This window comes from Dyella solisilvae (assembly GCF_003351225.1).
GTDB classification, from domain to species: Bacteria; Pseudomonadota; Gammaproteobacteria; order Xanthomonadales; family Rhodanobacteraceae; genus Dyella; species Dyella solisilvae.
Genome location: NZ_QQSY01000002.1, coordinates 386295 through 392645, shown reverse-complemented (window position 1 = coordinate 392645; position 6351 = coordinate 386295). Strand labels below are relative to the sequence as shown.

Sequence of the window (6351 nt, the reverse complement as noted above, 5' to 3'; positions counted from 1 at the left end):
GCCGGCCACCCTTCGGGCTATTCCTCCACCCGCCCGCCGCGCCATAGGGGAGGGGAAGTCAAAAGCCGGAGCGAAAGCCAAGAGCCAAGAACCAAGAACCAAGAACCAAGAACCAAGAGCCAAGAGCCAAGAGCCAAGAGCCAAGAGCCAAGAGCCAAGAGCGGACTCGTCCCTGTAGGAGTGCACCCTGTGCGCGAACGCCTTTGGCGGTCAGCTCTGCGATCGCGGACAGGGTGAGCTCCTACACAGATCTATGGGGTTTGGCGAAGCGATGTGCCGCGCAGCGGCACGAGCCGTCACCTATACCCCTGTGAGGCGGTGAGGGGTGGACGAAAAGGCCCCGCAGGGGTGCCTGGCATGGACGCCAGGCACTTTTCGCCCGGGCAGGAGCCCGGTCGAAAAGCCCGGCCGCCCCTCACGGACTGGTCGGGCTAAGGCCCGGCCAGCGCCGAGTGGGGTGCCGTTCTCTTTGGTTACTTTCTCTTGGGCAAGCAAGAGAAAGTGACCCGGCCTCCGGCAGGAGGGCGGAAGCCCGCCGCAGGCGAGCCCAGGTGCGTTCACCTCAAATCAAAAGCGAAGAGCCAAGTCACTGGATCCCAGCCTTCGCTGGGATGACGTCGAGGGGGCGCAGATGGAGACGGGTAGCCTCCTGCCGGCGTTCTCCGCGCTTCGCGCTCCGTCCAGCCTTCACTGGGATGACGAGTAGGGAAGACCTTCGCCCGAATAACGACATACGGGGAAACCTCCCCAAGCCCCCACCCCGCGACGCCGCCGGCACTCAACGCCAGCGCCGGAAGAAATTAAGATGCGCGACAGCCATTCCTCGCAAGATTCCACCATGTCCCAAGTTTTCGATCGCCGCCCCTGGCAGCGGATCCCTCCCGCCCTGTGGATCCTGTTGCTGCTGCCGTTGCTGGCGATCCTTCCCGCCGTGCCCATCGACGAGACGCGCTACCTCAGCGTGGCCTGGGAAATGCGCCTGTCCGGCAACTGGATCACCCTGCATCTCAATGGCGCGCCGTATTTCGACAAGCCGCCGCTGCTTTTCTGGCTGATCAACGCCAGCTGGAGCGTGTTCGGCGTGTCGCTGTGGTCGGCCCGCCTGATGGTGCTGTTGTGCAGCGCCGGCTGCATCGCGCTGTGCGGGCGGCTGGACCGGATGCTGGCCCCCGGCGATGGCCCGCGCGCGAGCTGGCTGCTGTTGGGCTTCCTGTTCCTGGTGCTGTTCTCCGGTGTGGTGATGTTCGATATCACGCTGTGCCTGTTCGTGGTGCTGGGCTTCGTGGCGATCGTCAGCTACGTGCAGAGCGGCCGTCGCAGCGCGCTGGCGCTGCTGGCTTTTGCCGGGATGATGGGCATCTTCGCCAAGGGGCCGGTGGCGCTGCTGCATCTGGCCGCGCCGATCCTGGCGGCGCCGTGGTGGTCCGCCGGTGGTCAGCGACGCATTTCCTGGCGTGAGGTGCTGGCGATGATGCTGGCCGCCGTGCTTGGTGGCTTGCCGGTGCTGCTGTGGGCCTGGGGCGCGGTCCATCACCTGAGCGATGCCGACGCGCACGAGCTGCTGCTGCGCCAGACCGCCGGGCGCGTGGTGAAGAGCTTCGCGCACAACCGTCCGGTGTGGTGGTACCTGCCGTGGGTGCCGGTGCTGCTATTGCCGTGGAGCCTGCTGCTGCGCTGGCGGCGCGTGGGCGCCGCCGCGTCGTCGTGGCGTCATTCGCAGGCGGTGCGTTTTGGCCTGTCGGCCTCGGTGCCGGCGCTGCTGGCGTTTTGCCTGGTCAGCGGCAAGCAGCTGCACTATCTGCTGCCGCTGCTGCCGGGTGTGGCCATCCTGCTCACCGCATGGCTGCGGCAGGACCCCGAACTGCTCTCGGCCCGTCGCCTGTGGATCCTGCTGGCGGTGATCGCCGGCGTGCTGCTGTGGTCGATCTTCGGCAGCGTGCCGCTGGGACGCGGCAGCATGTCGCCGGAGACCGCGCATGGCCTGTATGCGCTCAGTGGCGGTCTGCTGCTGTTGTCGGCCGCCAGCCTGTGGCTGGGGCGACGGATGAAGGTGGAGCGCTGCGCCGCGCTCAGCGCCTTGTTGCTGACCATGGCGATGGTGCCGCTGGTGCGCCTGGAAGTGGTGGGTTCGCTGGACATGTCCGACGTGGCGCAGCGCGTCGCCGAACTGCACAAGCAGGGCGTGGTGATGGCGCGCACCGACAACGAACCCGGTCTGGTGACCTTCCTGGCGCGTTTGCCATCGCCGCTGCCGGCGGCCGGAGTCGATCAGGTGGAGTGGGCGCGGCAGCATCCCGATGGCGTGCTGCTGGTGTATTCGGGCCGCGGTACGGCGCCCGCCGGCGCGTCACCCACGGTCCGGCTCGCCAATGGCTGGGCTGGCCTGATGACCTCGCAGGCGGTGCTGGCCAATCCTGGCGCGCTGGAGCGTTCGCCTCCGCCGGCGCCGGGGGATTGAGGCAAAGGGCTTCCAGCCCGTCATTCCCGCTTCCGCAGGAATGACGAGCAAAAGAGCGCCGAAACTGGCGGAAAGCCCCACCGCCCGTCGTCCCTGCGAAGGCAGGGACCCAGCGACTTTAGCTTCGAAGTTGAAAGACACTGGATGCCTGCTCCGGGCCCCTCTTGGAGGCGCGGGAATGACGAACCATTTGAGTCTTTCTAAACTGACGACGGTTACGAATGCGCGCCCGTCGTGGCCGTGGCCTCATCCGTCGATGCATGCGCCGACGTCGCGGCTGATTTCGTCGCGTCGGGCTCGTCACCATAGACGACGCAATTGCGACCGCCGCGCTTGGCGCGGTACAGCGCGTTGTCGGCGTCGATCATCAACTGGCGCAGCTCGAAGCCGCTGGCGTCGGTGCAGGCCACGCCGAAGCTGGCGGTGATCACCACATGCCGCGTCTCGCCCCACAGCGGCGTGGCGGCGATCGCCTCGCGGATGCGCTCGGCGCGCTCGACCGCAGTGGTAGCTGAGCAGTCGGGCATCATGATCGCGAATTCCTCGCCACCAAGCCGGCCGAACAGGTCCGAGCTACGCAGATGGTGCTGGCAGGCCGCCACCGCGCGCTTGAGCACCAGGTCGCCCATGACGTGGCCGTGGGTGTCGTTGACCTGCTTGAAATGATCCAGATCCAGCAGGATCAGGCAGGCGCTGCGCGACACCTTGCCAGCTTGCCGCAGCACCAGCTCGGTCTCGTCGACGAAGTGTTGGCGACTGCAGATGTTGGTGAGACTGTCCTGCGTGGCGAGGCGCTTGAAGCGTAGCTGCGAGCGCTTGACGCGAAACAACCAGAGTACTGCGGACACCAGTACGGTCAGCAGCAAGGCGATATAGAGCCGACCGGTTTTTACCGCAGTGCTGTCCAGTTGTCGCTGCAGCTGCAGGATCTGGTTCTCGCGGTTGAGCACGTCGACCTGATTCTTCTGCGCCTGCACCTGCTGCTTGATGGTTTCGTAGGCGAGTGCGCCGGCGGTGGCGTCGCTGAGATAGCCCTTGTCCGCCGCCATATACTTTTCGTGGTAGGTCAGCGCTTCGGCCTTGTGGCCGAGTTTGTTCTCGATCCGGTAAAGCAATTCATAGGCCTTGCTCAACGGTTCGCTGTACGTGTTCTCGACATTGCTGTCGATACTGGCCAGAGCAAACTTGCGAGCCTTGGCCAGGTCGTTCAGGCTGAAATAGCCTTCCGCCAATAGCAGCTCTGTGTACTGCGTCTGGGCGCTGTACTGGTAGTTGCGCACCTCGTCGTAGTGTTCCTCCATCACGCGGATGGCTTCGGTGGCGCGACCCTGTTGGAGTAGAAATGCCGCCATTTCGTTGCGTACGGCAGCGGCGTAAATCCAATCATTGTCCTGCGTGCAGAGATCGATGGCTTGCTGAAACTGGCCGGTCGTCAGCTGCGCATCACCGCTGTAGACGAGCGCCTGAAGCCGGTACTTTGCCGCGTGGCAGCCGTTCTTGCCCGTGGGTAAGTTCTGCAGCATCTGATCGGCGTACTCCAGCGCCTGCTTGTAATGATGCGAGAAGATCAGTAGCTGCGCCGCTTCGCCCAAGGCGGCATAACGAGCACCCTTGTCCGAGACTTGCGGCAGCAGTTCGGTCAGGCGGTTGAGCTGGATGAAGGCCTCTTCGTAGCGGTGGCTGAAGCCGAAGATGTTGACCATCAGTGCCAGCGAGCGCAGGCGCACCGCGGGGCTGCTGGCCTGTTCGGCAATCACGCGCAGTGCGGTCACAGCCCGCGAATCATTGCCTTCAAAAGCAGCCTGCCACGCGTCGAGAAAGCGCAGCGACCATAGTTGGTCGGCTGGCAGGATGTCTTGCATTTCGTGGAGTTGCGCGAGTATGCGCAGGAACTCGTCGTGATCGGTGGTCTTGATGCTCGCGGCGCGCTCCAGCAGCTGCGCCGAGGATTCGGAGGCGGGCATGGCCCATGTGGCCATGCCCGCACAGATGCCCGCGAGAGCGATCAAGCTCACCAGTAACTTCCGACTCGTTGTGCCAAGCCGGATCACGGCGCAGCTCAATTGGTCGCGAGGGACGCGCTACGACGGACCACCGGAGCGGCGAGTCCGCTGGGCTCTTCTTCCTCGGGCTCCGCAGGCTCTTCCTCGTCTTCGCGCCCGGGGTTTTCGATGGTCTTGAACATGGGGCCCACGTCCAGCAGTGCGTAAAGCTCGTCAGCGCTGCGGGCAATGATGGCTGCGCCCAGAGAAGCGTCGACCTGTGACTCCTCCAGAGCCTGCGCAATATCTTCCTGCGAGGCGTGACGCAGTCGCGCGTCCGCACCCATGCGTTCCAGAAACTCGATGACGCTCGACATGGCTAGTTGTCCCCTGATGGTCTTGCGAGAAAGACGACATCCCCCCTGACCTGCCATTCCCCTCTCCCCGGGGAGTACTGGGAGGAGGCGATCATAACCTTGTTTGCAGCGGCAAATGTCTATGCGATGGCGGCTTGGTAGGCGTCCAGCGCGACCAACTTGGCTTGCACCTCGGCATCGGCCACTAACGCCTGCACCGGAGGCACCGCCAGCGTGTCGGCGCTATCGAGATCGGCCCCGGGCAGCCGGCCCAGCGGCATGCGCTCCATCCGCGGGGCCTGCATGGGCAGCGTGGCGGCCCGATAAACAATGACCTCGTGGTCCAGCGGGTAGTGGCGGCTCAGCACGTCCACCAGCACCTGGCGATGGGCGGGACTGGTGGCGAAGCGGTGTCCCGTGCGCTCGCCGGCGAGGCCGACCTGCCACAGGATCAGCCACGCGCTCGGGTCGATCTGCCGGCGGTAAAGCATGTACTGGGTAGTATCGAAATGCTGGCAGCCCACGCTGCCCGGATCGATGCCGAGGTCGGCATACAGGCAATCCTCGGAGGAAATGCCCGGTTCCATGTAGGCCGTATAGCCTTCCTCACGCGCCACCTTGATGGCTCGATGGGGCGCCCAGGCGAACACGCCGGGATGGCCGTAGAACACGGCGCACACGCGCTTGCCGGCGCGCACCTCGGCGAGTATCGCCTCCACCATCTCGCGATAGGTCTGCGTTCGCCGCTTGCCCTCGGCGTAGAACGGCTGGAGGCTGCGCACGTCCGCGTGCATCTCCTTGAGCCACAGCTCCACGATGCCGTCGGAGACGGCGGCGAACACCACGTCCGCGTTCTCGATATGGCTGCGCGCCAGCGGCGTGATGTGCGAGCCCAGCATGATGCCGATGCCGACGCAGGCGAGGCTGCCGGTCGAAGGGGGCGTGCTCACTGATCTGGACCTCCGTGGTCGAGGAAGGCATGGGCGCCACGCCTCCGTGCGGCCGGAGCATAAGGGTTGCTTCATTGTCGCCGCTACCGCGTGCTCCGCGCCGGAGGGGCGCCGGGCAGCCGCGATGCTTATGATCGGGGCGCGGGGCTGGACCTCTCGCCCACGGACCAAGGGACGGGCACACATGGAATGGCGACACCTGAAACTGTCATCTCCGCTTTGCGGGCTCGCCCTCATGGCCGGCCTGATGGGCCAGACCGCCTGGGCGCAATCGCCGGCGGCTGCGGGCGGGTCGTACCAGACCCCACTGACGGACGCGGTGCATGCGCGGGAGACGACGGGGCAGGTACGGGCGACCGCGCCGGACAGCCTGCCTACCTTGCCGACCGGTCCCTCGGCGCTGGCCAAGGCGTCAACCGAAACGCTAGGGCTGTTGGCGAAGGCGGCGGTGGTGCGGGCGGCGGAAAGGTCCGGCACGTATCAGCCGACGCCGCCGCCGTCCTATCCACCGTTGCGACCCAACCTCGCCGTGCCCGAACCCGGCACAGCCAGGGCCGACTGCCAATCCAACGGCAGCCTTGCCTGGCCGGGGATGTGCCCTTAGT

General features: G+C 65.6%; 5 protein-coding genes. 2 read left to right on the top strand and 3 right to left on the bottom strand.

The genetic code is table 11. The annotated features are described in order from the left end of the window. Positions 1-838 precede the first annotated feature (838 nt). Positions 839-2458 carry a glycosyltransferase family 39 protein gene (locus DVT68_RS09050; RefSeq protein WP_158543475.1) on the top strand — a complete coding sequence of 540 codons (1620 nt, stop codon included), beginning with the start codon at positions 839-841 and terminating at the stop codon, positions 2456-2458. A 215-nt stretch (positions 2459-2673) separates the two neighbouring features. Here DVT68_RS09050 and DVT68_RS09045 read toward each other — a convergent pair whose 3' ends face one another. The 3 genes from DVT68_RS09045 to DVT68_RS09035 all read right to left on the bottom strand — a co-directional run bounded on the left by DVT68_RS09045 (position 2674) and on the right by DVT68_RS09035 (position 5746). Further along, entirely contained in the window at positions 2674-4473 is a 1800-nt protein-coding gene (locus DVT68_RS09045) for a tetratricopeptide repeat-containing diguanylate cyclase (RefSeq protein WP_114824748.1), read from the bottom strand. 44 nt (positions 4474-4517) lie between these two features. Continuing rightward, positions 4518-4817: a hypothetical protein gene (locus DVT68_RS09040; protein ID WP_114824747.1), complete on the bottom strand. Its 300-nt coding sequence runs from the start codon at positions 4815-4817 to the stop codon at positions 4518-4520. A 119-nt stretch (positions 4818-4936) separates the two neighbouring features. Further along, entirely contained in the window at positions 4937-5746 is an 810-nt protein-coding gene (locus DVT68_RS09035) for an SAM-dependent methyltransferase (protein WP_267897416.1), read from the bottom strand. Positions 5747-5930: 184 nt separating this feature from the next. Between DVT68_RS09035 and DVT68_RS09030 the strand changes: the two genes are divergently transcribed. Beyond that, on the top strand, positions 5931-6350 hold the full coding sequence (locus DVT68_RS09030) for a hypothetical protein (protein ID WP_147281690.1): 420 nt from the start codon (positions 5931-5933) through the stop codon (positions 6348-6350). Position 6351 lies beyond the last annotated feature (1 nt).

Excerpts from the sequence above, each read along its gene's own strand:
- DVT68_RS09040 (WP_114824747.1), bottom strand. The coding sequence starts at position 4,817 with ATGTCGAGCGTCATCGAGTTTCTGGAACGCATGGGTGCGGACGCGCGA.
- DVT68_RS09030 (WP_147281690.1), top strand. The coding sequence starts at position 5,931 with ATGGAATGGCGACACCTGAAACTGTCATCTCCGCTTTGCGGGCTCGCC.
- DVT68_RS09050 (WP_158543475.1), top strand. The coding sequence starts at position 839 with ATGTCCCAAGTTTTCGATCGCCGCCCCTGGCAGCGGATCCCTCCCGCC.